Genomic DNA, 22,589 nt, shown 5'->3' with positions numbered 1-22,589 from the left:
ATGGGCCGACGCTTTCGCGAGCAAGCCCGCTCCCACAGGGGTTTGGCGGTGTTTGCGCCTATTCGCCGTCCCAGTAATCCACCCCGTCCGCCTGCCGGGCAACGGCAACAAAGCCTGACGCATTACCCTCGGCATCCACCTTGAAGTCATCCATCACGGCGTATTTGCCGGAATCCGGGTATTCACAAATCTCCGGTGATTGCTGGGTGCTGACGGCCAGGTACCGCAACTCGCCGTGGCTGGTATTGATGATCTGATGCGCCTTTTCAGGCCCGCCCGGTGGACAGGCGATCACATCACCGGCACGGATCGGAAAGCGTTCGGATCCCAGGCGAACTTGCCCTTCCCCGGCCACGACGTAGAACATTTCCTCATTGACCCGATGACTGTGAAACGGGCTGCCGCGCATGCCTGGCTCCAGCACATACAAGCGATAACCCAGCTTTTGCGCCCCCAGTTGTTGACCGACACGGGCCAGACGCTGTTGATAGCGACCGGCGGTTTCACCGCTCGGCGCAAACGCTTCGGGCAGCGGTTCAAGTTCGACTGAATTCAGATTGAGAATGGGGGGATGCATGGACACCTCCTAGCTGCGGGCAAACGCCACGGCCTTGTGGAATTGCTCATCCGTTGGCCGCACGCCGGTATAGAGCACAAACTGCTCCAGTGCCTGGATCGCGATCACTTCCAGGCCGGTGATGACCCGCTTGCCTTCGGCACGAGCACGCACGATCAGCGGCGTTTCCGAGGGAATCGCCACCACATCGAACACAGTTTCCGCTTTTTCGATCACGTCAGCCTCAAAGGCCAGTTGATCGGCCTCCGGTCCTCCCGTCATGCCGATCGGGGTGACGTTGACCAGCATCTGCGGGCGACGACTCCCCAGCTCGGCCTGCCACTCATACCCCAACGACTGCGCCAGCGCCTGCCCGGCGCGTTCGTTGCGGGCCACGATCAGGCCGTTTTCATAGCCGCCATCGCGCAAGGCACTCGCCACGGCCTTGGCCATGCCGCCGCTGCCGCGCAGGGCAAAGGTCGAGTCCCTGGGTACCTGGTGTTTTTCCAGCAACTGGGCCACGGCGATGTAATCGGTGTTGTAGGCCTTGAGATGACCGTCGGTGTTGACGATGGTGTTGATCGATTGAATGGCGGCAGCCGACGCGTCGAGTTCATCGACCAGGGCAATGCTGGCTTCCTTAAACGGCATCGACACGCCACAGCCACGAATCCGCAGGGCACGAATGCCGGCAACGGCACCCGGCAGGTCCTGGCTGGCAAAGGCCTTGTAGTAAAAATTCAGGCCCAGCTGTTCATACAGATGATTGTGAAAACGCAGACCAAAGTTCCCGGGCCGTCCTGAAAGGGACATGCACAGCTGGGTGTCTTTGTTGGGGTTCATCTGCATGGGGAAGCTCCTTCAAATGCACTTTTCGGATGGACGGGATTAGCCCTCCATCGGGTTCTGATCGATCATATAAGTGTGTTAACGCGGGCTTACACGGGTCGGTAAGAAAGTCGGTACAGACCTTACACAAAATTTACCTAATGGCCGTGCTGTTTTTCAGAAAAACGCTGTCTTAGAAGTATCCCCGCGACAATCCTTGGGTCTATTGCAGACACAAGCGCCGGGCTGAAGAACCGAGGAACTATCATGATCCGTAAAGTCTCCACAGTTGCCTTACTGATCGGCGCCCTCGCTATCGCAGGACAGGCGCAAGCCCATGGTGGTGGTAATTACTGGCAAGGCCCGGCAGTGTTTGGCGCGATCGTCGGTACTGCCATTGTCGGCTCGGCTCTGATCAACGCCAACCGCCCGGTTTATGTCGCACCGCAACCGGTCTACTACCAGCCCGCGCCAGTTTATTACGCACCACCGCCTCCGGTTTACTACCAACCGGCCCCGGTCTACGTGCAACAACCGATCTACTACCGCCCCGCCCCGGTGTACTACGGACCACCCGGTGGTTACTACGGCCCGCCACGCGGCTACTACGGCCATCACGGCCGCTGGTAACGAACTCATCCAGCCCCGCTGAAACAGCGGGGCTTTTTTATGCAGGTTTGTCGGTGCAGGTCTGGATAAATCTCGCCAAGGTCGCTATCGGGACAATGCACGTGGCAGAAACGGGCAAGATGGACTCGACCCGTTTTCTGCCGTGCGGCAAAAAACGGTCATATTTTTGTCATGACGGTTCCGCAAGCTCGGTGCTGTCCGTCAATAACAGTTGATAACAACAAGGACGACCACATGCCAACGCAAAACCCGCACCGCATCGTCGGTCTGTGCACCTCCAGCAAGGTCTACAACGCACTGACCGAACTCAAGCACCTGGAAGGTCATCGCAGCGCCAAGTTTCTCTCGCTGCTGACGCAAAGCCTGGTGCGCAAGGGCCTGCTCAACGAGCAGGAAGTGGTTCATATGCTCGATCAGGTGGTCAGCTGACCGACCAACGGTCGTTTGCCCCCTCTGGCATCAATGACCACTATCGAAAGCGTTGATTACCCCTCAAGGCACCCTGACCTTAAAGTAACTCCACAGATTGATGGAGGTACTTGTCATGTCCAAGGTTCATATCATGTCCGTTATCGGCAGCGCCGTCCCCGCACAGCTCAGAGAGCTGGGCATGCTCGCCTGCTGGTATCTGGTGCAGGACGGCGTGCAGATCAGCGGCCCGCTCACTTCGCTACCCGCCGCCAAGGAGCTGTCGCAACGCGTCGGCACCGGCCAGTCCGGCAGGCTCAGCGCCTAAGGCAGCTGCACCCGCGGTTTGGTTTCAATGAAAATGGCCCAGCTCGACATGAACAGGGCCGCGATCAATGGGCCGATGACAAAGCCGTTCAACCCGAAAATCGCCAGGCCGCCGAGGGTCGAGATCAGGATCATGTAGTCCGGCATCCTGGTGTCCTTGCCTACCAGCAATGGCCGGAGCAGGTTGTCCACCAGCCCGATCACCAAGACCCCGAACAACCCCAGCACCACGCCCTGCCAGATCGCCCCGGTGAGCAGGAAAAACGCCGCCACCGGCACCCAGACTATTCCCGCCCCTACCGCCGGCAGCAGCGACAAAAACGCCATCAACACCGCCCAGAGCAATACGCTGGGAATGTCCAGAAACCAGAAGATCAGACCGCCCAGCGCGCCTTGGGTGATCGCCACCAACAGGTTGCCTTTGACCGTGGCCCGCACCACACGATTGAACTTGAGCTGCAAACGGCGTTTCTGCTGCTCCTGCAACGGCACCGCCAGGCGCACCTTGCGCGCCAGTTCCGCACCGTCGCGCAGGAAGAAGAACAGCAGGTACAGCATGATGAAGATACTGACGATGAACTCGAACGTGCCCTGGCCGAAACTGAACGCCTGAGAGGCCAGCACCTGCCCGCCGGCCATCGCGCTTTTGACGATTTTCTCTCGCAGCCCGTTCAACTCGCCCATGCCGAAGCGATCCAGCAGATGCTGGAAATACGGCGGCAGGCTGTGCTTGAACTGCAACACGTACCCGGCGATGTCGAGTTCGCCACTCTCGACGCTTTTGTAGAGTGCCGCGCCCTCCTGAACCAGCAAGGCGCTGATGATGATCACCGGCAGAATCGCGATCACCAGGCAAATGCCCAATGTGCACAGCGACGTGAGGTTGCGTTGCCAGCCGAACTTCAGCTGCAGTCGGCCCTGCAGTGGCGCAAAGACGATGCCGAGGATCACCGCCCAGAACACCGCGCCGTAAAACGGCAGCAGGATCCAGACGAAGGCAGCGCTCACCAGCGCCAGCAAAACCGTCAGCGATTTGTCTTGTAGGGGCGCTTCGTTCATATCCGATCCGTGCCAGAGAGGACGAAAAACTTCCGCCCTGATGTTTAGTCCACTACGGCTCGCGCGAGTGCCATCGGTTTGTTGAACAAGCATAGATCCAGGTCAATAAACCCTCGCCACCGAACGTTTACCCTGCGCGGCTTTTGCGACCGACACCGCCATGAACCTCACCGCGCCAGAACTGCTCGCCCCCGCCGGCACCCTGAAAAACATGCGTTACGCCTTCGCCTACGGCGCCGATGCCGTGTACGCCGGCCAGCCGCGCTACAGCCTGCGGGTGCGCAACAACGAATTCGACCACGCCAACCTGGCCCTCGGTATTCGCGAGGCACAGGCTCAGGGCAAGCGCTTCTACGTGGTGGTGAACATCGCGCCGCACAACGCCAAGCTCAAGACCTTCCTCAAGGACCTTGAACCGGTGATCGCCATGGCCCCGGACGCGCTGATCATGTCCGACCCCGGCCTGATCATGCTGGTGCGCCGGCACTACCCGCAGATGCCGGTGCACCTTTCGGTGCAGGCCAATACGGTGAACTGGGCGAGCGTCGAGTTCTGGCAGCAGCAAGGCTTGAGCCGGATCATCCTGTCGCGGGAGCTGTCCCTGGAAGAAATCGCCGAGATCCGCGAGCAAGTGCCCGCCATGGAACTGGAGGTGTTCGTGCACGGCGCGTTGTGCATGGCCTATTCCGGGCGATGCCTGCTGTCGGGCTACATGAACCGGCGTGACGCCAATCAGGGCAGTTGCACCAATGCCTGTCGCTGGAAATACTCCGCGCAACCGGCCACGGAAAACCAGCTCGGCGAGATCGTGCAGCAGTATCAGCCGGAACCCACCCTGGGCATCGGCGCGCCCACTGGGCAGGTGTTTCTGCTGCAGGAAGCCAATCGTCCCGGCGAGCAGATGCCGGCCTTCGAAGACGAACACGGCACTTACATCATGAACGCCAAGGACCTGCGCGCCGTGCAGCATGTCGAACGCCTGACGCACATGGGCGTGCACTCCCTGAAAATCGAAGGCCGGACCAAATCGCACTTTTATTGCGCGCGCACCACCCAGGTTTATCGCCGAGCCATCGACGATGCGGTGGCGGGCCGAGCCTTCGACCGCGACCTGATGACCGACCTGGAATCCCTCGCCCAGCGCGGCTACACCGAAGGCTTTCTGCGCCGGCATGTGCATGACGAATACCAGAACTACCAGAACGGCAGCTCGGTGTCGGAGCGTCAGCAGTTTGTCGGTGAGTTGACCGGGCAGCGGCGGGATCGCCTGGCCGAGGTCAAGGTGAAGAACCGCTTCGGCCTGGGCGATCACATGGAGCTGATGACGCCCAAGGGAAATTTCCACTTCGATCTACATCAGTTGCAAAACGCCAAGGGTGAAGCGATCGAAGTTGCACCGGGGGATGGGCACACGGTGTATTTGCCGATACCGGATGCGGTGGATCTGAGTTTTGGCCTGCTAATGCGAGATATCAACATGCCGTAATCTCTGTGGAAGCGGGCTTGCTCGCGGAGGGGGCGGCACATTCAAAGTCAATATTGCCTGACACACCGCCTTCGCGAGCAAGTCGGATCGCCGCACCGCCGCTCCCACAGATACTGCGTTACGCAAACTCTTCGCGGAGCATCGCCACAAACGCCTCACGCGCCGGGTGCACCCCGGCGTTTTCGTGCCAGTAAAACAGGTTGTCGACGGCGGTCAGTTCGGGGAATTCAAAACCCACGCACCCCGCGCCTTTGGCGTATTGGTCGAACACGCCTTTGGGCACCAGCGCCACGCCGGCCCCGGCGCTGACGCAGCCGACAATCGCGCCATAACTGGCCAGGCTGACAATCGGCAGCGCCTGGCCCTGTCGCAACAACCAATGCTCCAGCGCCGCCCGGTACGGACAGCCCTGGGGCCACATGAACACGGTCTGGTCCTGTAAATCGCTGACGTCCCGCAGCGGCCCCAGGGAGGTCGAGGCGATCAGCAGCAGCTCTTCGCGGTACATCGGCGTGCGCTTGAGGTGCGAACGCTCGACATCCACCGCGACGATAGCGCCGTCGAGCTTGTGGTTGAGTGTGTCATCGAGCAACTGCCCCCAGGAGCCGGTGGTCAACTCCAGTGCGACCTGCGGGAAACGCTTGTGGAATTTCGCCAGCAGGCGCGGCAATCGCCCGGTGGCCGATGACTCGATGGCCCCGATGCGCAGCGGCCCCGAGGGTTCGGCCGAAGGGTCGACCGCACGTTTGGCTTCGGCGGTGAGGGCGAGAATTTTCGAGGCGTAGGCCAGAAAGGTTTGCCCCGACGGGCTTATGCGCAACCCTCGCCCCTCGCGCAGAAATAGCGCAACACCCAGTTCGGCCTCCAGGGCCTTGATCCGGGCCGTGATGTTCGACGGCACGCAATGCAACAGCTCGGCCGCGCGGGCGATGCTGCCGACATCGGCCACGGTCTTGAACATGCGAATCTGTGCCAGCTCCATACATCACCCATAGTGAACGATTGGCACAGTATAAGTCAGTTGTGGCGAACGATCCGCTTTCTGATACTCGGTGCATCCACCCACAGGTGCACGACCATGACGCCGCTCACACCCTCCCCCGTTTCACCCTGGAAAATCATCCTGGCCATGGCGTTTGTCGTAGCGTGCTGGGGCTATTCCCCGACCGGCATCCATATCGGCTTGCAGGCCTACGACCCCGTGCACCTGGCGCTCCTGCGCTTCCTGCTGGCCTCTGTGTTCATGGCCGTGGTCGCGATGTTCAAGGGCATTCGCCTGCCGAGCCTGCGCGATCTGCCGTTGATGTTCGGCCTGGGTTTCTTTGCCGTGAGCCTGCACCACGTGGCGATCAACTTCGGGCAGCAAGGTGTCAGCGCTGGTGCTTCGAGCGTCCTGGCCCAGACCACGCCACTGTTCAGCACATTGATCGCGCGCTTCGTGTTCAAGGATCAGGTGAGCCTATGGCGCTGGGGTTGTGTGCTGCTCGGGTTGTTTGGCGTGGTGATTGTGGTGGCGGGCGATCATGGCCTGGGTAGCATTGACGCCCACGGCTTGCTGATCCTGCTGGCGGCGGTGTCCTGGAGTCTCTACTTTGCCCTGCAAAAGCATCACACCGGGCGTTACGACGGGCTGACGCTGGTGTGTTACACGGTGTGGTCCGGGACAGTGCTGTTGTTGATTTATCTGCCCGGCCTGGTGGATCAAGTCGCCCCGGCACCGCTGCGCGTGCAGTTTGCGGTGATTGCCCTGGGGATATTCCCCAGTGCCCTGGCGTACCTGGCCTGGGCCTATGTGCTGGCGCATGTCGATTTGAGTCGGGCGACGATGACGCTGTATTTGACGCCGCCGACGGCCATGGTCATTGCATCCTATGCGCTTGGCGAGCGGCCGACATTGATGATCGTGGTCGGCGGGCTGGTGGTGTTGGCGAGTGTGCTGGCGTTGAATCTGGAGCGGCGGGCTGTGGTTGTTCAAGTTGTCAGGGTCTGATTCAGGTTTTTCGCTGTCAGGTCTGGCGCTATCGCGAGCAGGCTCGCTCCCACAGGGTTTTATGTTTGCCGCGGTTCTTGAGCACGACTCAGAACCTGTGGGAGCGTGGCTTGCCCGCGATGAACGATAACGCGGTATCACTGACCATCAGCTAGCCGAAAACCGGTCGCGACTGTTGGTCAGGTGCAGCCACATCGCCGCCCGCGCCGCATCCGGGTCCTGGCGTTTGATGGCGTTGAGAATCGCCTCGTGCTCCAGGTTGGCCAACTGACCGAGCTTGCTCAAATCCACCGCGCCACGTTCGGCTGCATTGACCCGGGTGCGCGGGATCATGGCACTGCCCAGGTGCTGCATGATTTCGGTGAAGCATACGTTGCCGGTGGCTTCGGCGATCAGCAGATGAAAACGCCGGTCCGCTTCGACACAGCTGTCGTTGTTGGCCAGCAGGCTTTGATAATCATCCAGCGCTTCACGCATCTGCGCCAGTTGCAGATCGGTGCGGCGAGTTGCCGCCAGCGCCGCCGCCTGGGTTTCCAGGCCCATGCGCAACTCCAGAATGCTGCGCACCCCCAACGCGGTATCGACATTCAGCCGCAGCCCCTGCTCCGGCGCGCGCTCGATCACGAACGTGCCGATACCGTGCCGGGTCTCCACCAACCCCGAGGCCTGCAACTTCGAGATCGCCTCGCGCACCACCGTGCGACTGACCCCGTGCTCCTGAACGATGGTGTTTTCCGACGGCAACTTGTCGCCGGGCAACATCTGGCCGAGCAGGATGCGCTGGGTCAGTTTCTCCACCAGGTCATGGGCCAGGTTGTGGCTGCGCTTGCGGGTGGGTACTTCGAGGTCTTCTTGCATGGGGGTGTCCGGAAATCAGGGCTATCGAATCGTAGCACCGCGCCGAGCGGGAATCCTGAAAAATCTAGCCAAGCTTGTATGACAACACTCAACAAAAAGCCCACATTGATACGATTCAGAGCCCATCAAACACCGCCAATAGAATAAAAAACCTCTTGAAATACGCCATTTCATTGAATAAACATGGTTGCAAGATCAAAAAACCAAGTTGTATGATGTCCAGCAACAACGCAGTACCCAGCTTCACCCCGCATAAAAATAACGAGTGGGAGAAAACGCAGTGAATACATCCATCTCCGGGATGCACGACGACGCCAATTCAGCGCTGAAGTCCGCCATCGCCAAAGTCAAACGTCACGTCTTGCCGCTGTTCGTCATCATGTTCATCGTCAATTACATTGATCGCGTGAACATCGGTTTCGTCCGCACCCACATGGAACACGACCTGGGCATTGGCGCGGCCGCCTATGGCCTGGGTGCCGGTCTGTTCTTCATCGGTTATGCACTGTTCGAGGTGCCCTCCAACATCCTTCTGCAGAAAGTCGGCGCACGCATCTGGCTGACCCGGATCATGCTGACCTGGGGCCTGGTCGCCGCGGGCATGGCGTTCATCCAGAACGAAACCCACTTCTACATCCTGCGTTTTCTGCTGGGCGTGGCCGAAGCCGGGTTCTTTCCCGGGGTGATCTACTACTTCACCCGCTGGTTGCCCGGCGTGGAACGCGGCAAGGCGATTGCGATTTTCCTCAGCGGCTCGGCGATTGCCTCGCTGATCTCCGGCCCGCTGTCCGGGCTACTCCTGCAAATCAGCGGCCTGGGTATGCACGGCTGGCAGTGGATGTACTTCATCGAGGGCATGTTTTCGGTGGGGTTGTGCGTATTTGTCTGGTTCTGGCTGGACTCCAGACCCCATGACGCCAAATGGCTGAGCCGCGAGGAACAGGATGCGCTGGTCAAGGCCATCGACGACGAACAACTGGCCCGGGAAGCGGCGACGCCGATCAAGCCGTCACTGGGCAAGTTGCTCAAGGATCGCCAGATCATCCTGTTCTGCCTGATCTACTTCTTTATCCAGCTGACCATCTACGCCGCGACCTTCTGGCTGCCGAGCATCATCAAGAAGATGGGCGACCTGAGCGATGTCCAGGTCGGGCTGTTCAACTCGATTCCGTGGTTGCTGTCGATTGTCGGCATGTACGCCTTCGCGTCCCTGTCGGCCAAATGGAAGCACCAGCAAGCCTGGGTCGCTGCCGCCCTGCTGATCGCCGCGGCCGGGATGTTCATGTCCACCACCGGCGGGCCAGTGTTCGCCTTCGTTGCGATCTGCTTTGCCGCACTGGGCTTCAAATCGGCCTCGTCGCTGTTCTGGCCGATTCCCCAGGCCTACCTGGATGCGCGAGTCGCGGCCGGCGTCATCGCGCTGATCAACTCGGTGGGCAACCTCGGCGGCTTCGTTGCGCCGACCACCTTCGGCCTGCTCGAAGCAAACACCGGCTCCATTCAGGGCGGGCTGTACGGCCTGGCCGCGACCTCGATCATCGCCGCCATCATCGTGTTTGCCGCCCGCAACACACCGAAACCCGCACCCGCCGGCGCGCCGGGCAACCCCGCGCCCAACCACGCCTGAATTCAGCTTTTAAGGATTGGAAAATGAACCCGCAAGACACCGCAAAAGCCCCGGTCATCACCAGCATGCAAGTGGTTCCAGTGGCCGGCCACGATGGCATGCTGCTCAACCTGAGCGGCGCCCATGGGCCGTTCTTCACTCGCAATATCGTAATCCTCAAGGACAACGCCGGCCACACCGGCGTCGGCGAAGTACCGGGGGGCGAGCGCATTCGCCAGACCCTCGAAGACGCACGCAGCCTGGTGGTCGGCAGCCCGATTGGCACTTACCAGAAGATCCTCAATCAGGTGCGCCAGACCTTCGCCGACCGCGATGCCGGTGGGCGCGGCTTGCAGACCTTCGACCTGCGCATCACCATCCATGCGGTCACCGGCCTGGAAGCCGCCTTGCTCGATTTGCTCGGCCAGCACCTGGATGTACCGGTGGCCGCCCTGCTCGGTGAAGGCCAGCAGCGCGATGAAGTGAAGATGCTCGGTTATCTGTTTTATGTCGGTGATCGCAATGAAACCGGCCTCGCCTACCGCAGCGAACCGGACGCCGACAACGACTGGTTCCGCGTGCGTCACGAGAAAGCCATGACCGCCGACGCGGTGGTCCGCCTGGCCGAGGCGGCCCACGCACGTTATGGCTTCAAGGACTTCAAGCTCAAGGGTGGCGTGCTCAGCGGCGACGCGGAAATCGAAGCGGTCACCGCCCTCGCCGAACGCTTCCCCGATGCGCGCATCACCCTCGACCCGAATGGTGCCTGGTCACTGAAAGAAGCCATCCGCCTGTGCCGCGATCAGCACCGCGTGCTGGCCTACGCCGAAGACCCGTGCGGGGCGGAAAACGGGTACTCGGGACGCGAAGTCATGGCCGAATTCCGCCGCGCCACCGGCCTGAAAACCGCGACCAACATGATCGCCACCGACTGGCGGGAGATGGGCCACGCGATCCAGTTGCAGTCGGTCGACATTCCCCTGGCCGACCCGCACTTCTGGACCCTGCAAGGCTCGGTGCGCGTGGCGCAGATGTGCCACGAATGGGGCCTGACCTGGGGTTCGCACTCCAACAACCACTTCGACATTTCCCTGGCAATGTTCACCCACGTGGCGGCGGCCGCGCCGGGCGAAATCACCGCCATCGACACCCACTGGATCTGGCAGGACGGCCAGCGCCTGACCAAGGCCCCGCTGCAAATCGTCGACGGCTGCGTGCAGGTGCCGCAGAAACCGGGGCTGGGGGTCGAGCTGGACATGGATCAACTGACCAAGGCCCATGAACTGTACAAAGGCATGGGCCTGGGGGCGCGGGATGACAGCGTGGCGATGCAGTTTTTGATTCCCGGCTGGAAGTTCGACAACAAGCGACCGTGCCTGGTGCGTTGAATCGACGGTTGCGCACCTTGTAACAATAAATCCGACCCGCCTGTGGGCGGTCGGATTTAAAAACAGGGTTTTCCCCCTAGAATGGCGCGCAACTGAATCAACGACGGATGAAACCAACATGGACAGGCTGAAAACCATCGCCGCTTGCATGACGATAGTCGCCGCAGGCCAATGCGTGGCACAGGATCAAATCGAGACAGTGGTGAACGCCGCTGTACAACCAGTGATGCAAGCCGAGGGTATTCACGGCATGGCCGTGGCAGTCACCGTCAACGGCCAGGCGCATTATTTCAACTATGGCGTCGCCTCGAAAGAAACCGGCGCCCCCGTCACGCAAGACACCCTGTTCGAGATCGGCTCCGTCAGCAAAACCTTCACCGCCACCCTCGCCGCCTACGCCCAGGCCACCGGCAAGCTGTCGCTGTCGGACAAGGCCAGCCAGGTCCTGCCGGCCTTGCGCGGCAGCGCGTTCGACCACATCAGCGTGCTGCAACTGGGCACCTACAGCGCGGGCGGCCTGCCACTGCAATTTCCTGCTGAATTTGATTCGGCGGACAAAATGCTCGGCTACTACCAACAATGGAAACCGCTCTACGCCCCCGGCAGCCACCGACTGTACTCGAACCCCAGTCTCGGCCTGTTCGGTTACCTCGCCGCGCAAAGCATGGGCCAGCCGTTCGATGACCTGATGGCGAAAACCCTGCTGCCGAAACTGGGCCTCAAACACACCTATGTGCACGTGCCGCAGGCTCAGATGGCGATGTATGCCCAAGGCTACAACAAAGACGGCAAACCGGTACGGGTCACTCCGGGGGCGCTGGATTCCGAGGCGTACGGGCTGAAAACCAGCGCCGCGGACTTGCTGCGCTATGTCGGCGCGAACATGAAGCCGGCGTCCCTGGAAAAGCCGTTGCAGCAAGCCATCGCCCTGACTCATAGCGGTTACTACACCGTGGGCGATATGACCCAGGGCCTCGGTTGGGAGATGTATCGCTACCCGACCACGCTGGATCGCCTGCTGGACGGCAACTCCACGCCGATGGCCATGGAGGCGCACAAGGCCCAATGGCTGAACCCGCCGCAGGCGCAGCCGCAGAGCGTGCTGGTCAACAAGACCGGTTCAACCGGGGGCTTTGGTGCTTACGTGGCGTACGTGCCATCGAAGGACATCGGCATTGTGATGCTGGCCAACAAGAATTATCCCAATGCGGAGCGGGTGAAGATCGCTCATCAGATATTGAGTACCCTGACTCAATAAGCCTTGCTGCCTTCTCCATAGATAAGGGCGACCTCTACAGGTTAATGTTGTGTAGGAGCGAGCTTGCTCCGGGCGGCGTTCCGACGATGGACTCAAGAGCGCCGCGTTTAGCCAGTAAATACGCGTTATCGTTAACGACCATCGCGAGCAAGCTCGCTCCTACAGAGGACTACATCCGCTTAAGTGAACAGTATTAACCTCTAGAGGTCGCCTTTTTTACTTTATCGGCACACCTTCGGACAGGTCGACATTGTCCAGCGCGCGATTCACCAACAACTCACCCACCACTGCCAATTGCTGAATTGACAGCGCCACATTGCGGTTGGAGCTTTCCAGGTTACAGGCCAGATCGGTGACCAGCACGTTCAGGGACGCAAGGGTTTCACAGGCGTGGCACAGCAGCGTTGGGGTGTCGACGTTTGGGAGGATGGTGAAGATGTGGCTAACCGGGTCAGCGTGTTTGGGGTTGCGCAAGCGAGCGCTGACGGCGGGTTCGGTGATGTCGGAGAGTGGGACATCTGAGTCGGATGGGGATTGCGGGGGATTCGGACTTAGCTTTTTCATGAAGAAGTACCATTGGGGATTGTTGAGAAAACTACCCATCTCACTTCCACATGAGGGTGGCAGCTGTACGCAGGTGTGGAAGTCCAGGTCAATCCACCAAAACCCGGTGCACTCGAAAATGCTCCCGCGCACAGCCGCCAAAACGCGGCGATGTTGACATAAAAAATGTCGACTTGCGCACTAGGGGCATTGGTAGATGGCTTGAACCAACGGACTTCCACATCCGACCGCTGATTTGCAGCGGCTGAAGAAGGTTATCGATACGACCCAATGGGCACCAGTTCACGGGGTGCGCCACGTCATGCAGGAAATTTCCGACGTAACTGAAGTCCTTTGCCTACGCTCGATTTTCTGAGCATCCAGTTACAAACACCTTTTTGCTCATGACCGTTGTGATGCAGGTGAAACCGTTGTATCTAATGGACCTCCCAAGCCTGCGAACGGCATCGGATCAATCCGGGGCCGGGAATGACATAATGCGCGCTCACCTATTCAAACCGACTGACCCTAAAAGGGCGTTGTAATGGAAATTTTCAGCTTTCAGCTCAAGGATGTCGGTCGCTTCACCGATATGACCATTTACCTGGCCCCCACCCCCAAACACCGCTCAAATGTGACGGTGCTTGTGGGAAACAACGGTGCCGGGAAAACCACCCTTTTAAAATCATTGGCCACCTCATTGAGTTGGCTAGTTGCCAGGATTCGTACTGAGAAAGGTGTTGGCAGTTACCTTACAAATGAAGACATTCGAAACGGCGCTGCAGTCGCAATCGTTTTGACTTCCGTATCAGACAGTTCGCCAGCGCAACCACGTTCCCCCGACGATTATTCAAAACATGATCTCTTTAACTGGGCCATTGCTCGTAGCAGGCAAGGGCGAAAAAGTGATGTCCATAGTGAGTTAGCGGAAGCCAGCCTCCTTGCAGACCACTATCGCACTCAACTAACCATTGATGAAAAAGCTTCACTCCCTCTGATCGCCTATTACCCGGTAGAGCGCTCGGTTTTGGAAATCCCACTAAAAATCCGAACCAAACACACTTTTGATCAACTCGACGGCTACGACAACGCATTGAATCGCGGTGTGGACTTCCGCCGTTTCTTCGAATGGTTCCGTGAACGCGAAGACAGCGAAAACGAAACCGGTGTATCCGATACTGCGTTATCCGAGATTTCCGCAAAGTTCGGCAATGACAGCGACATCTGGAAAACGCTATCCCAAATGAAGGCGTCCTCCCGCGATCGTCAGTTAACAGCGGTTCGCTCTGCCATCGCCGCGTTCATGCCAGGTTTTACCAACCTGAGAGTAAAGCGCAAACCACGCCTGCACATGGCGATAGACAAGGACGGCGTAACGCTCAATGTTTCCCAGCTTTCGCAGGGCGAGAAGTCGATGATGGCGCTGGTCGGCGACATCGCTCGCCGGTTGGCGATGATGAATCAGTCTCTGGACAACCCATTGGAGGGTGACGGCATCGTCCTGATCGACGAGGTCGATTTGCACCTGCACCCTAAATGGCAGCGCAGTTTGATTCGGCAGTTGAGCGAAACCTTCCCCAATTGCCAGTTTGTCCTGACCACTCACTCGCCATTGGTCATCAGCGACGCGAAAGACGTGCTGTGCTACGTGCTCAATGACGGGGAACTGCACGAACAATCTGGTCTGTATGGATTGGATGCCAATCAGGTGTTGCTGGAAGTCATGGACACCGACGTGCGCAACAGCGAAGTGCAACAACGTCTGAATCTTTTGCTCAAGCATTTGCAGGATGGCGATCTGGACGGTGCGAAAAAACTGTATTCCGAGCTCTCGCTAGAGCTTCCAGAGGGACATCTGGAACTGGCGAAGGCGGCATTGTTAATACGCAAGTTGGAGTTGCGCCGTGCGTAAGATCGATAAAGGCATGGAGCCGCCATCGTTGACGCGCTTCAAACACTCAAACAAGACCTCGCGTTATCAGGATTTGCCACCGGATGAGAGACGACTCATTCGAGCATCGTGCATCTCGGAACAGTACGGTTTATGCGCGTATTGCTGCCAGTCGATTACGATTGATGATGCCCATAACGAGCATCTTGAAGCCCAGGACCATGCTCCGAATCGAACCCTGGACTTTTCCAACATCGTCGCCAGTTGTCAGCGCCCTCATCAATGCGGTCATGGTCGAGGAACACGAGTGTTGCCGCTTACACCCTTGATGGCCGAATGCGAGTCCGAATTGAAGTTCTACTTGTCCGGCCTGGTCGCGGGAAAGACCGAGCGGGCCAAGGTAACAATTCAGACATTGAATCTGGGTCATACCGGGCAAAGTAACAAAGGACTTGTTGGCAAACGAAAAGCGATGGTTGATGCACTCATTTATAGCCTGAGCGTACCTCCCGAAGACCTGCAATTTGAAGACGAAGAACTTCTAAGCCTGCTTTTGGAGGATCTGAAGGTTCCCGATGCGGCTCAATGTCTTCAGCCGTTTTCACCCGTGCTGGTCAATGTCATCCATCAATTTCTGGCTCAACCTTGAGCCAGAGTCAGCGCCTCTACAGATACGGGTAACGCTGCTGCGCAGCGAACACAGGCTGTGCTCGCTGCAACAAGAATCAATCATCCGGCATTTCAGGCGGCTTGGCGGGCTTGGCCGGTTTGCCAGGCTTTGTACCTTTGGTGCCTTTGGCCGCTGGCTCGGCTTCAGCTACAGGAGCAGCCACGGTCGCGGTAAACTCTTTCTCGGCCGCTGGCAACTGATCGACAGCGCTGAAAATCTCCTCCAGCTTGAAGGCGTCCGATTGCTCAAGTTTCTTTTCGCCGTCCTTGCCGACCAGAATCACCTTGGTCTTGGCGCCGGCACCCAGTTTGAGCGAGCGGATCAGCGCCGCCGTGTCCTGTGGCCCCAGGTCCTTGCCGTCGCGCTGGCCCATCAGGTTGAGTACGGTGTAGAGCACCATGTTGCGGTCGGTGAAACCCTTGCGGTTGGCCGGCTCATCCAGGGACTTTTTCAGGCTGACCCAGTTGGGATCAACGGTGCTTGGAGCGATGACAATCAGTGGCCGGACCCTGCCTTTGTCCATGTCCAGTGGTGAGTCGCCATCAGCGGCGAACGAGGTGCCGGCAATCGCCAGCAAGGTAGCCAGGGTCAGTGACCTGATGAGCATGCGCATCTCCTTTTGATATCCACGCTCTAATGATTGCGCATCGCGGCGATCGTTCCGGGTGACGTACCGCAAATATTTTTCGCCTTGCCCCAAGCTTAGGTCAGGGCGGTCATTGCGCAACAGGCTGGGCTAATCTGAAGACTCAAGACAACCCGCCTGATCCGTCGTGAGGACTTGCCCATGAGCACTCAGTTGAACCACACCATCGTCTGGTGCAGGGACAAGCAGGTTTCGGCGAATTTCCTGGCCAGCCTCCTTGGCCTGCCCGCCCCGCAGCCCTTCGGGCCCATGCTGATCGTCAAACTGGATAACGGCGTGTCACTGGATTTCTACGACAACGACCCGCCGATAGCGTCTCAGCACTACGCATTTTTTATGGGCGACGAAGATTTCGATGCGGCCTTCGCACGCCTGCAAGCCAACGGTCAGCCGTGGTGGGCCGACCCGGGCAAGCAGCGACTGAGAGAGATCAATGACTACGCGGGAGGACGGCGGGTGTATTTCGATGACCCGGACGGGCATCTGCTGGAAATATTCACCCGCGAATGAAGCTGGCGTGACGGCTTGAATCAGAACGCCAGTTTGTAGCCGATCAACAACAGCATGGTCGCCAGGCAAGGGCGCAGCAGTTCGTCGGAGATGCGCCCGGTCAGGTGGCTGCCCAGGTAAATCCCCGGCAACGAGCCCACCAGCAAGTAACCCAGGACGTGCCAATCCATGTTGCCCATGCTGGCATGGCCAAGGCCCGCGACCAGGGTCAGCGGCACGGCGTGGGCGATTTCAGTCCCCACCAGACGGCGGGTCGGTAGCATTGGATAGAGGATGAACAGTGCCACGGTGCCCAGTGCGCCGGCGCCGATGGACGTCAGCGCGACCATGGTGCCAAGGACCAGCCCGGTGATGACCGTCATCACATTCAGGCGCAATCCGCTGGGGTGGTAGTTGCCGCCCGCACGTTTGTGGGCGAAGTCGAGCAGGCGCTTCTTGAACAGGATCGCCAGTGCTGTGGCAAACAGTACAAAACCGAGGGCCTGCTTGATGATCGCGTTCATGGCCTCGGGGGCGCTGTGCAGGGTACTGAGGAACCACAGCGTCAACGCCACCGCAGGCACGCTGCCCAAGGTCAGCCAGCCGGTAATCGCCCAGTCGATGTTGTTGTTCTTGCGGTGAACCAGTACACCGCTGGATTTGGTGATGGCGGCGTACAGCAGGTCGGTACCGACCGCCGTCGCCGGGTTGATACCGAACCCTAGCAGGATCGGCGTCATGAGCGACCCGCCACCCACGCCAGTCATGCCGACGATGAAGCCGACGACCAGCCCGGCAACCACCAACCCGATGTTCACTAAATCCATGAATACGTCCACAAAGATCGCAAGGGAAATCTGGCCCGCAGCATAGCGATATTTCTTATAACCAGTTATATCGATGCGATCTATCTTTATGCCTGTAGGAGCGAGCTTGCTCGCGAAAGCGTCGGCACATCCGGTATTGATGTGATTGAAAGTCAGTCATCGCGAGCAAGCTCGCTCCTACAGGATTCACTGCACCGGCAGGAAATTCAGGAACAGCAGGCTCTGGGCATAGTTCAGGCCGATGCGCCGGTAGCGTTCGTCGAGCATCTGGGTCAGCAGGTCCAGCCGGGCGACGATTTTGCCGAACTCGACGGCAAAGCTCAGGTTGCTACCCTCCTCCGAGATTTCATTGGAGAACAGCAAGGGCTGGCCCTCTTTGTTCTGTCGCTGGCTGAGCATCCAGGTGGCGATCTCGATGTTGCGCGCGGCATTGCTGACGAAGATAGGGTTGATCGTATCGGTCATGTAGAACTCGAGTCGATTGCCATGGGCGGTCACCAGCATGCTGCCGATGGCATAGATGAACGCCCCGACCCGATCGCCGAGAAATTCCGGGCTCATGGCAAAACGCAGGGCCGCGAGGTCCTTTTTGCCGCCCAGGGTCGGCAGCGGTTGCTGCTGCTCGATGGCCATGCGCACTTGCTTGCCGGCGGTGCGGGCATCGAGGAAACCGGACTTTTTCAGCTCATCGGGGTTACGCAGGTAGAGCTTGCTCATCAACAGGTAAAGACTGTTCAGGTTGTCGCGCATGGTCAGGGTGGCCATGCGGTCGACGCTGGTTTGCAGGAACTCCTGGGGTTTGCCTTCGCGCATCTGGTTGATGATGTCGCCGCCCTGCTGTTGGCTGCAAGCGGTGACGAAGAACATCGACAGACCTGCCAGCAGCAGGCAATGACGGCGGATTTTTGTGCTGATCGCGGGTGAAACTCGAGCCATGGGTTCTTGAACTTGGGCATGGGCCGACGGTGGGGATCGCCGCAGGCTGCCATGGATAGAGCCGGACATTTCGAAAAAGTGCAGTATCGGCACAGAGCAATCGATCACCGGCAGGGTGCAGCTCAAGAGATCACAGCCTGCGGCAACCCCTGCGGGGAAACCGATGGACTATTCTGCTGCCCACCGAAATAACCATCGGCATTCATAAAGGAGGTTTGCATGCGTACGCTTGAACTGGCTGGCGCCAGGGTCCCGATTATCGGCCAGGGGACCTGGCAGATGGGCGAAGACCGCTCACGGCACACGGAGGAAGTCGCGGCACTGCGCCTGGGCATCGAACTGGGCATGAGCCTGATCGACACCGCTGAAATGTACGCCGAAGGCGGCGCCGAAGAGGTGGTCCGCGATGCCATCGCCGGCCAGCGCGACAGCGTCTTTCTGGTCAGCAAGGTGTACCCGCACAACGCCAGTCGCCAGGGCATTCCCCTCGCTTGCGAGCGAAGCCTGCGCAGGCTTGGCACCGATTACATCGATCTGTATCTGCTGCACTGGCGCGGCCAGTATCCCCTGGAAGAAACCGTCGAGGCCTTCGAACGCCTGCGCGAAGCCGGCAAGATCGGCCGTTGGGGCGTATCCAACTTCGACCTCGACGACCTGCTGGAACTGGACGCCCCGGCCTGCGCCACCACTCAGGTGCTCTACAACCTCGAACAACGGGGCATAGAATTTGATTTGCTGCCCTGGAGCCAACAACGGCGGTTGCCGGTCATGGCTTACTGCCCGATTGGCCAAGGCGGTAAAATGCTCGCCAATGCTACGCTCAGGCAAGTGTCCGCCCGTCACGGCGTCGCACCGGCACAGGTAGCGCTGGCATGGATACTGCTTCAGGAAGGAGTGATCGCCATCCCCAAAGCGGTCCAACCCGAGCATGTGCGGCTCAATGCCCAGGCCGCAACATTGCAGCTTGAACCCGGGGATCTGGAGGCGCTGGACCAAGCGTTTCACGCGCCACAACGCAAACAGCGGCTGGCCATGGTCTGAACCACCGCAGTCTGTCAGAGAGCTTCACCATGAGAAGCACCGACCACCTGGACCCGTTCAATCTGCAACGCTTTCTCCAGGCTCAGGCCCCGGTATTCGACCGGGTTCAAAACGAGCTGAGCAACGGACACAAGCGCAGTCACTGGATGTGGTTCATTTTTCCGCAGTTTGCCGGGCTCGGCGGCAGCGAGATGTCGCGCCGCTTTGCCATCCACTCGCGGGAGGAGGCCCTGGCCTATCTTGAGCACCCGTTGCTGGGCGCCCGGTTACGCACCTGCACCCAGGAAGTGCTGAACATCCGGGAGCGTTCGGTGGCCGGAATTTTTGGTCATCCCGACGACCTGAAGTTTCATTCCTCGATGACCCTGTTTGCCCAGATCACCGACGCCGACAGCCTTTTCCAGCAAGCCCTGAACCAATACTTCCACGGCATCCTGGATGACTGGACCTTGTCGCTGATGGACTCAAAACAGGCCCAGTTGCCCCCCAATCAGGGTTGAGAAGTCGTCGTCGACAAACGGCAGTATCGCGTCCGCCACCGGTTGCAGCTGCCGGGAGATGTAGTGGTCGTAATCGATGGGCGTGCTGCGCACTTCCAGCGGTTCAGGGCCCGCGACGGTGATCACGTAGCTGATCCAGCCACCGTTCTGGTACTGCCGCGGGCGCCCCTGCCGGTCGTTGTACTCGTCGGCCAGGCGCGCCGCGCGCACATGGGGCGGCACGTTGCGCTGATAGTCATCGAGGGTGCGGCGCAGGCGTTTGCGGTAGATCAGCCGGTCATCGAATTCACCGGCCAGGGTCTTGCGCACGTAGTCACGCACATAATCCTGGTAGGGCTTGCGCAGGAAGATCCGCGAATACAGCTCCTGCTGGAATTGCCGGGCCAGCAGCGACCAGTCGGTGCGCACGGTTTCCAGGCCCTTGTAGACCATTTCGTCACTGCCGTCGTCCCGAGTGACCAGCCCGGCGTAGCGCTTTTTACTGCCTTCTTCGGCGCCGCGAATGGTCGGCATCAAAAAGCGCTTGTAATGGGTTTCGAACTGCAATTCGAGAACACTCTGCAAGCCGTATTCCTGCTGCACGTGCTCGCGCCACCACTGATTGACGTGCGCCACCAGTGCGTGGCCGATCTGCGCCGCCTCCTGCTGGCCATGGGCGCGACGCAGCCAGACGAAGGTCGAATCGGTGTCGCCGTAGATCACCGCGTGTCCCTGGGCCTCGATCAACTGGCGGGTGCGCAGCATGATTTCGTGCCCGCGCAAGGTGATGGACGACGCCAGACGCGTGTCGAAGAAGCGACAACCGCTGGAGCCGAGCACACCGTAGAACGCGTTCATGATGATCTTCAGCGCCTGGGACAGCGGTGCGTTGTGTTCGCGCTTGGCGGTTTCCCGGCCTTCGGCCACCCGGGCGACGATGGACGGCAGGCAATGCCGGGTGCGGGAAAAGCGCGCGCCACGAAAACCCGGCACCGACTCACTGTCGTCCGGGTGCTTGAGCCCTTCAATCAGACCCACGGGGTCAATCAGGAAGGTGCGGATGATCGACGGGTAGAGGCTTTTGTAGTCGAGCACCAGCACCGATTCGTACAGTCCTGGTTGCGAATCCATGACAAAACCGCCGGGGCTGGCTTGCGGTGGCTTGCCGCCGAGGTTCGGCGCAACGAAACCCTGTCGGTGCATCAGCGGCATGTACAGGTGCGTGAACGCCGCCACCGAACCGCCCATGCGATCGGCCGGCAAACCGGTGACGCTGGCCCGCTCCAGCAGAAAGGTGAGCAATTCGGTCCTGGCGAAAATCCGCGTGACCAGTTCGCAGTCCTTGAGGTTGTATTTGGCCAGCGCCGGTTTGTCCTCGGCGAACATGCGGTTGATTTCGTCCATGCGCTGGTACGGGTTGTCGATGGACTTGCCCTCGCCGAGCAAGGTTTGCGCGACGTTTTCCAGGCTGAACGAGGGAAAACTCCAGGTCGCCGAACGCAGGGCCTCGATACCGTCGATGATCAAGCGGCCAGCGGCTGAAGCGAAGTAATGGTTGCCGCTGCCGTGTTCACGCCACTGCATTTCCTCGCCGCCACGCCCCAGTTTCAACGGCACCGCCAGGCGTCGGGCGTGTTCGTGAAGCACCCGCAAGTCGAACTGCACGACGTTCCAGCCGATGATCGCGTCGGGGTCGAACCGGGCAAACCAGTCGTTAAGTTTTTTCAGTAGCAGGGTCCGCGAATCGCAGTACTCAAGCTGGAAATCCACCTGGCTGGCGTCGCCATTGGGCGGACCGAGCATGTACACCTGACGCTCGCCGCAGCCTTCCAGGGCAATGGAGTACAACTCGCCTTGGGCGGTGGTCTCGATGTCCAGGGACACCAGCTTGAGGCTCGGCCGGTAGTCCGGATCGGGTTTCATCTGCGCGTCGAGCAGCAGTCCCTCGGCATTCGGCGTGCCACTGAAACGCACCGGCGCGGTGATGAAGCGTTCCATCATGTAGCGTTCCGGTGGGCGTACGTCGGCTTCGAACACCTCGACACCGGCCCGGCGCAGCGCGGCTTCCAGACGCATCAACTGGCCATGTTGCTGGCAGTAAAGCCCGAGGACCGGGCGATGCTCGAAATCCTGCAGGGCCAGGGGCCTGAGCTCGACGTTCTTCTCGTCATGCAAAACGCTTTCGGCGGGCTGACGCTGAGCAGCAGGGATGAACGCCACCGACGGTTGATGAGGCAGGCGGATACGCCGGGGACCGCTGTCGGTCGCCAGCCAGAATTCGACTTCCGTACCGGCCGGGGTGTCGCGCCAATGCCGGGTCAGGACGAAGCCCTGCTGTAGATCCACCACTGCAAACCTCGAAACTGATTCAGAGGGTGATTCTACCCGTCATCAGTCGCGATAGCGCGTTTGCCGCAGGCCTATCAGGCTCGCTTGTATGCTAGGACTTGAAGGGAGGAGGAGGGACAAGGCTCGATTCTGACTGTTAGCGCAGTACAGATCCGTGGGAGATTTCGCCCCTCCTCCTTTCACCCAAGCGCCGATAAAGAATGCATCTGGCTAGACCGACGATAGGAACAAGCCTGCGCCTCTGGGTGAGCCCTTCAAGTGCTCAAAACCATATCTCGGGGGATGTTCAATGGCAATGCCGGTTTCTGCTATCAAGCCAATCGT

At 59.6% G+C, this 22,589-nt stretch carries 23 protein-coding genes; 13 read left to right on the top strand and 10 right to left on the bottom strand.

Features of this window, described 5'->3' with window-relative positions; all coding sequences use genetic code 11:
- Positions 1-58 precede the first annotated feature (58 nt).
- Complete coding sequence (locus tag AC1DVE_RS28175; protein WP_223457197.1) at positions 59-577, bottom strand: cupin domain-containing protein; 519 nt, start codon at positions 575-577, stop codon at positions 59-61.
- Between the two features lie 9 nt (positions 578-586).
- Positions 587-1,405, bottom strand: coding sequence for a shikimate 5-dehydrogenase (locus AC1DVE_RS28170; RefSeq protein ID WP_223533413.1), 819 nt, complete (start codon positions 1,403-1,405; stop codon positions 587-589).
- A 246-nt stretch (positions 1,406-1,651) separates the two neighbouring features.
- Between AC1DVE_RS28170 and AC1DVE_RS28165 the strand changes: the two genes are divergently transcribed.
- The 3 genes from AC1DVE_RS28165 to AC1DVE_RS28155 all read left to right on the top strand — a co-directional run bounded on the left by AC1DVE_RS28165 (position 1,652) and on the right by AC1DVE_RS28155 (position 2,750).
- Complete coding sequence (locus tag AC1DVE_RS28165; protein ID WP_223457201.1) at positions 1,652-2,014, top strand: hypothetical protein; 363 nt, start codon at positions 1,652-1,654, stop codon at positions 2,012-2,014.
- 234 nt (positions 2,015-2,248) lie between these two features.
- Positions 2,249-2,443: a hypothetical protein gene (locus AC1DVE_RS28160; protein ID WP_008052996.1), complete on the top strand. Its 195-nt coding sequence runs from the start codon at positions 2,249-2,251 to the stop codon at positions 2,441-2,443.
- Between the two features lie 115 nt (positions 2,444-2,558).
- Positions 2,559-2,750, top strand: a complete 192-nt coding sequence (locus tag AC1DVE_RS28155; RefSeq protein WP_223457208.1) for a hypothetical protein — start codon at positions 2,559-2,561, stop codon at positions 2,748-2,750.
- On the opposite strand, the gene AC1DVE_RS28150 is transcribed toward AC1DVE_RS28155, so the two are convergent.
- The gene (locus AC1DVE_RS28150) at positions 2,747-3,808 is read right to left on the bottom strand and encodes an AI-2E family transporter (RefSeq protein ID WP_223457210.1); all 1,062 of its coding nucleotides are present in this window, start codon (positions 3,806-3,808) and stop codon (positions 2,747-2,749) included. The two genes, AC1DVE_RS28155 and AC1DVE_RS28150, sit on opposite strands and share 4 nt — an antisense overlap.
- 160 nt (positions 3,809-3,968) lie before the next feature.
- Between AC1DVE_RS28150 and trhP the strand changes: the two genes are divergently transcribed.
- Positions 3,969-5,294, top strand: coding sequence for a prephenate-dependent tRNA uridine(34) hydroxylase TrhP (gene trhP / locus AC1DVE_RS28145; RefSeq protein WP_223457211.1), 1,326 nt, complete (start codon positions 3,969-3,971; stop codon positions 5,292-5,294).
- A gap of 118 nt (positions 5,295-5,412) precedes the next feature.
- On the opposite strand, the gene AC1DVE_RS28140 is transcribed toward trhP, so the two are convergent.
- On the bottom strand, positions 5,413-6,276 hold the full coding sequence (locus tag AC1DVE_RS28140) for a LysR family transcriptional regulator (RefSeq protein ID WP_056722454.1): 864 nt from the start codon (positions 6,274-6,276) through the stop codon (positions 5,413-5,415).
- Between the two features lie 96 nt (positions 6,277-6,372).
- Here AC1DVE_RS28140 and AC1DVE_RS28135 point away from each other — a divergent pair, with 96 nt between their 5' ends.
- Positions 6,373-7,284 (top strand): DMT family transporter, encoded by a 912-nt coding sequence (locus tag AC1DVE_RS28135; protein ID WP_477784359.1) that lies wholly within the window; start codon positions 6,373-6,375, stop codon positions 7,282-7,284.
- Positions 7,285-7,431: 147 nt separating this feature from the next.
- Here the strand turns inward: AC1DVE_RS28135 and AC1DVE_RS28130 are convergent, their stop codons facing one another.
- Positions 7,432-8,142 carry a FadR/GntR family transcriptional regulator gene (locus AC1DVE_RS28130; protein WP_223457215.1) on the bottom strand — a complete coding sequence of 237 codons (711 nt, stop codon included), beginning with the start codon at positions 8,140-8,142 and terminating at the stop codon, positions 7,432-7,434.
- A gap of 280 nt (positions 8,143-8,422) precedes the next feature.
- Here AC1DVE_RS28130 and AC1DVE_RS28125 point away from each other — a divergent pair, with 280 nt between their 5' ends.
- The 3 genes from AC1DVE_RS28125 (at position 8,423) to ampC (ending at position 12,394) form a co-directional block, all read left to right on the top strand.
- On the top strand, positions 8,423-9,769 hold the full coding sequence (locus tag AC1DVE_RS28125; RefSeq protein WP_477784358.1) for an MFS transporter: 1,347 nt from the start codon (positions 8,423-8,425) through the stop codon (positions 9,767-9,769).
- A 23-nt stretch (positions 9,770-9,792) separates the two neighbouring features.
- Positions 9,793-11,136: a glucarate dehydratase gene (gene gudD, locus AC1DVE_RS28120; RefSeq protein WP_477784357.1), complete on the top strand. Its 1,344-nt coding sequence runs from the start codon at positions 9,793-9,795 to the stop codon at positions 11,134-11,136.
- Between the two features lie 118 nt (positions 11,137-11,254).
- A complete protein-coding gene (ampC, locus tag AC1DVE_RS28115) occupies positions 11,255-12,394 on the top strand; it encodes a class C beta-lactamase (RefSeq protein WP_477784356.1) in 1,140 nt (379 codons plus the stop codon).
- 216 nt (positions 12,395-12,610) lie between these two features.
- On the opposite strand, the gene AC1DVE_RS28110 is transcribed toward ampC, so the two are convergent.
- Positions 12,611-12,958: a DUF6124 family protein gene (locus tag AC1DVE_RS28110; RefSeq protein WP_477784360.1), complete on the bottom strand. Its 348-nt coding sequence runs from the start codon at positions 12,956-12,958 to the stop codon at positions 12,611-12,613.
- A gap of 523 nt (positions 12,959-13,481) precedes the next feature.
- On the opposite strand from AC1DVE_RS28110, the gene AC1DVE_RS28105 reads away from it, so the two are divergent.
- Together AC1DVE_RS28105 and AC1DVE_RS28100 are read left to right on the top strand one after the other, a co-directional pair.
- Positions 13,482-14,849 carry an AAA family ATPase gene (locus AC1DVE_RS28105; protein ID WP_477784355.1) on the top strand — a complete coding sequence of 456 codons (1,368 nt, stop codon included), beginning with the start codon at positions 13,482-13,484 and terminating at the stop codon, positions 14,847-14,849.
- A complete protein-coding gene (locus AC1DVE_RS28100; protein ID WP_223457226.1) occupies positions 14,842-15,477 on the top strand; it encodes a retron system putative HNH endonuclease in 636 nt (211 codons plus the stop codon). The genes AC1DVE_RS28105 and AC1DVE_RS28100 overlap by 8 nt, the downstream gene beginning before the upstream one ends.
- Positions 15,478-15,553: 76 nt before the next feature.
- Here AC1DVE_RS28100 and AC1DVE_RS28095 read toward each other — a convergent pair whose 3' ends face one another.
- Positions 15,554-16,105, bottom strand: coding sequence for a DUF4174 domain-containing protein (locus tag AC1DVE_RS28095; protein ID WP_223457228.1), 552 nt, complete (start codon positions 16,103-16,105; stop codon positions 15,554-15,556).
- Between the two features lie 180 nt (positions 16,106-16,285).
- Between AC1DVE_RS28095 and AC1DVE_RS28090 the strand changes: the two genes are divergently transcribed.
- The gene (locus AC1DVE_RS28090) at positions 16,286-16,654 is read left to right on the top strand and encodes a VOC family protein (protein ID WP_223457230.1); all 369 of its coding nucleotides are present in this window, start codon (positions 16,286-16,288) and stop codon (positions 16,652-16,654) included.
- Positions 16,655-16,674: 20 nt separating this feature from the next.
- On the opposite strand, the gene AC1DVE_RS28085 is transcribed toward AC1DVE_RS28090, so the two are convergent.
- On the bottom strand, positions 16,675-17,460 hold the full coding sequence (locus AC1DVE_RS28085) for a sulfite exporter TauE/SafE family protein (protein WP_223457232.1): 786 nt from the start codon (positions 17,458-17,460) through the stop codon (positions 16,675-16,677).
- Between the two features lie 186 nt (positions 17,461-17,646).
- Complete coding sequence (locus tag AC1DVE_RS28080; RefSeq protein WP_223457234.1) at positions 17,647-18,396, bottom strand: hypothetical protein; 750 nt, start codon at positions 18,394-18,396, stop codon at positions 17,647-17,649.
- 219 nt (positions 18,397-18,615) lie between these two features.
- Between AC1DVE_RS28080 and AC1DVE_RS28075 the strand changes: the two genes are divergently transcribed.
- Together AC1DVE_RS28075 and AC1DVE_RS28070 are read left to right on the top strand one after the other, a co-directional pair.
- Complete coding sequence (locus AC1DVE_RS28075; protein WP_477784354.1) at positions 18,616-19,437, top strand: aldo/keto reductase; 822 nt, start codon at positions 18,616-18,618, stop codon at positions 19,435-19,437.
- Between the two features lie 29 nt (positions 19,438-19,466).
- The gene (locus AC1DVE_RS28070) at positions 19,467-19,937 is read left to right on the top strand and encodes a DUF1810 domain-containing protein (protein ID WP_477784353.1); all 471 of its coding nucleotides are present in this window, start codon (positions 19,467-19,469) and stop codon (positions 19,935-19,937) included.
- Here the strand turns inward: AC1DVE_RS28070 and AC1DVE_RS28065 are convergent.
- Positions 19,902-22,262: a DNA polymerase II gene (locus tag AC1DVE_RS28065; protein ID WP_477784352.1), complete on the bottom strand. Its 2,361-nt coding sequence runs from the start codon at positions 22,260-22,262 to the stop codon at positions 19,902-19,904. The two genes, AC1DVE_RS28070 and AC1DVE_RS28065, sit on opposite strands and share 36 nt — an antisense overlap.
- Between the last annotated feature and the right edge of the window lie 327 nt (positions 22,263-22,589).

It is taken from the genome of Pseudomonas sp. P4_B4 (genome assembly GCF_056402255.1).
This window is presented reverse-complemented; position numbering and strand designations above follow the sequence as displayed.

Bases quoted from the DNA above. Each gene is read 5' to 3' on its own strand.
- gudD (WP_477784357.1), top strand. From the start codon at position 9,793: ATGAACCCGCAAGACACCGCAAAAGCCCCGGTCATCACCAGCATGCAA.
- AC1DVE_RS28095 (WP_223457228.1), bottom strand. From the start codon at position 16,105: ATGCTCATCAGGTCACTGACCCTGGCTACCTTGCTGGCGATTGCCGGC.
- AC1DVE_RS28160 (WP_008052996.1), top strand. From the start codon at position 2,249: ATGCCAACGCAAAACCCGCACCGCATCGTCGGTCTGTGCACCTCCAGC.
- AC1DVE_RS28075 (WP_477784354.1), top strand. From the start codon at position 18,616: ATGCGTACGCTTGAACTGGCTGGCGCCAGGGTCCCGATTATCGGCCAG.
- AC1DVE_RS28165 (WP_223457201.1), top strand. From the start codon at position 1,652: ATGATCCGTAAAGTCTCCACAGTTGCCTTACTGATCGGCGCCCTCGCT.
- AC1DVE_RS28090 (WP_223457230.1), top strand. From the start codon at position 16,286: ATGAGCACTCAGTTGAACCACACCATCGTCTGGTGCAGGGACAAGCAG.
- AC1DVE_RS28155 (WP_223457208.1), top strand. From the start codon at position 2,559: ATGTCCAAGGTTCATATCATGTCCGTTATCGGCAGCGCCGTCCCCGCA.
- trhP (WP_223457211.1), top strand. From the start codon at position 3,969: ATGAACCTCACCGCGCCAGAACTGCTCGCCCCCGCCGGCACCCTGAAA.
- AC1DVE_RS28110 (WP_477784360.1), bottom strand. From the start codon at position 12,958: ATGAAAAAGCTAAGTCCGAATCCCCCGCAATCCCCATCCGACTCAGAT.
- AC1DVE_RS28150 (WP_223457210.1), bottom strand. From the start codon at position 3,808: ATGAACGAAGCGCCCCTACAAGACAAATCGCTGACGGTTTTGCTGGCG.
- ampC (WP_477784356.1), top strand. From the start codon at position 11,255: ATGGACAGGCTGAAAACCATCGCCGCTTGCATGACGATAGTCGCCGCA.
- AC1DVE_RS28085 (WP_223457232.1), bottom strand. From the start codon at position 17,460: ATGGATTTAGTGAACATCGGGTTGGTGGTTGCCGGGCTGGTCGTCGGC.
- AC1DVE_RS28080 (WP_223457234.1), bottom strand. From the start codon at position 18,396: ATGGCTCGAGTTTCACCCGCGATCAGCACAAAAATCCGCCGTCATTGC.
- AC1DVE_RS28105 (WP_477784355.1), top strand. From the start codon at position 13,482: ATGGAAATTTTCAGCTTTCAGCTCAAGGATGTCGGTCGCTTCACCGAT.
- AC1DVE_RS28130 (WP_223457215.1), bottom strand. From the start codon at position 8,142: ATGCAAGAAGACCTCGAAGTACCCACCCGCAAGCGCAGCCACAACCTG.
- AC1DVE_RS28140 (WP_056722454.1), bottom strand. From the start codon at position 6,276: ATGGAGCTGGCACAGATTCGCATGTTCAAGACCGTGGCCGATGTCGGC.
- AC1DVE_RS28175 (WP_223457197.1), bottom strand. From the start codon at position 577: ATGCATCCCCCCATTCTCAATCTGAATTCAGTCGAACTTGAACCGCTG.
- AC1DVE_RS28135 (WP_477784359.1), top strand. From the start codon at position 6,373: ATGACGCCGCTCACACCCTCCCCCGTTTCACCCTGGAAAATCATCCTG.
- AC1DVE_RS28070 (WP_477784353.1), top strand. From the start codon at position 19,467: ATGAGAAGCACCGACCACCTGGACCCGTTCAATCTGCAACGCTTTCTC.
- AC1DVE_RS28170 (WP_223533413.1), bottom strand. From the start codon at position 1,405: ATGCAGATGAACCCCAACAAAGACACCCAGCTGTGCATGTCCCTTTCA.